General features: G+C 70.9%; 2 protein-coding genes and 1 pseudogene. All 3 read left to right on the plus strand.

What is annotated here, in order from left to right; genetic code table 11:
* A partial coding sequence (nadC, locus tag AB0B91_RS65610; RefSeq protein WP_358343133.1) for a carboxylating nicotinate-nucleotide diphosphorylase occupies positions 1-589 on the plus strand: 589 nt, incomplete at its 5' end.
* Positions 590-621: 32 nt separating this feature from the next.
* Positions 622-1380: a type III pantothenate kinase gene (locus AB0B91_RS65615; protein WP_089003109.1), complete on the plus strand. Its 759-nt coding sequence runs from the start codon at positions 622-624 to the stop codon at positions 1378-1380.
* A gap of 183 nt (positions 1381-1563) precedes the next feature.
* Positions 1564-1792, plus strand: a pseudogene (locus tag AB0B91_RS65620) (lysine--tRNA ligase); the annotation flags it as partial.

The raw sequence follows: 1792 nt of genomic DNA on the forward strand, positions 1-1792 counted from the left end.
GGCCACGGTGGCCGGCCCGACCCGGCTGCTGCTGACCGCCGAGCGGACCGCGCTCAACCTGCTCTGCCGGATGTCCGGGGTGGCCACCCACACCCGGGCCTGGGCGGACGCCCTGGCCGGCACCAAGGCGATGGTGCTCGACACCCGCAAGACCACGTCGGGCCTGCGCGCCCTGGAGAAGTACGCGGTGCGCGCCGGCGGCGGCACGAACAAGCGGATGGGCCTGCACGACGTCGCGATGATCAAGGACAACCACAAGTTCGCGGCGGGCGGCATCACGGCGGCCTTCCGCCGGGTCCGGGAGACCTTCCCGGAGGTGCCGGTGCAGGTCGAGGTCGACACGGTCGCCGAGGCCCTGGAGGCGGTCGAGGCCGGGGCGGACTTCCTCCTGCTGGACAACATGACCCCGGAGATGCTGACCGAGGTGGTGGCGTCGGTGGGGGACCGGGCGGAGCTGGAGGCGACCGGCGGGCTGACCCTCGACGTGGCGGCGCGGTACGCGGCGACCGGCGTCGACTTCCTGTCGGTCGGGGCCCTGACGCACTCCTCGCCGATCCTCGACATCGCCATGGACCTGCGCACCGGGTGAACCGGCGGCCGGCCGTTGTCTAGGCTGCGTGCGTGCTGCTCTGCATCGACATCGGAAACACCAACACCGTGCTGGCGACCTTCGACGGCGACAAGCTGGTGCACTCCTGGCGGATCAAGACCGATGCGCGCTCGACGGCCGACGAGCTGGGCCTGAAGTTCCGCGGGCTGCTCGCCGGGGACGCGGTCGAGATCACCGGGGTCGCGGCCTGCTCCACCGTGCCGGCCGCGCTGCGCTCGCTGCGCACCATGCTGTCCCGCTACTACGCGGACCTGCCGAGCGTGATCGTCGAGCCCGGGGTGCGCACCGGGGTGCAGCTCGCCATCGACAACCCGAAGGAGGTGGGCGCCGACCGGGTGGTGAACACCCTGGCCGCCTACACCCTCTACGGCGGGCCGTCGATCGTGGTGGACTTCGGCACCACCACCAACTTCGACGTGATCAGCGGCCGGGGCGAGTTCCTCGGCGGCGCCTTCGCCCCGGGCATCGAGATCAGCTTCGACGCGCTCGCCGCCCGGGCCGCCCAGCTGCGCAAGGTCGAGGCGACGAAGCCCCGCTCGGTGATCGGCAAGAACACCGTCGAGTGCCTCCAGTCCGGCCTCTACTTCGGCTTCGCCGGGCAGGTGGACCGGATCGTCGAGCGGATGATCGAGGAGATCGGCGAGGTGAGCGCCGTGATCGCCACGGGCGGGCTGGCCTCGCTCGTGATCAACGAGTGCCGCACGATCACCCACCACGAGCCGATGATCACCCTGATCGGCCTGCGGATGGTCTACGACCGCAACGTCTGAACCCCGGCCGCTGGAGAGGGCGTGAGTGGGGCCGGTCATGCGGGCGGGTTATCCCGTAACGCCCTCCGGGCGCCTTGAGTACGCTCGGGGCCTGACCCCGCCCGAAATCTCCTTCTGAGGAAGCGTGCCGTGACCGAGCAGAACCCCGTGCCAGTCGATCCCGCCGACGACCTTCCCGAGCAGATGAAGGTCCGCCGGGAGAAGCGGGACCGGATGCTCGCCGAGGGCGTCGAGCCGTACCCGATCGGTTTCCCCCGGACCAGCACGCTGGCCGACCTCCGGCAGAAGTACGCCGAGCTGCCCACCGACACCGCCACGGGCGACCGGGTCTCGGTCACCGGTCGGGTGATCTTCGTACGCAACACCGGCAAGCTCTGCTTCGCCACGCTTCGCGACGGCGACGGCACCGAGT

Origin of the sequence: Nonomuraea sp. NPDC049141 (genome assembly GCF_040648415.1) — a bacterium.
Lineage (GTDB): Bacteria > Actinomycetota > Actinomycetes > Streptosporangiales > Streptosporangiaceae > Nonomuraea.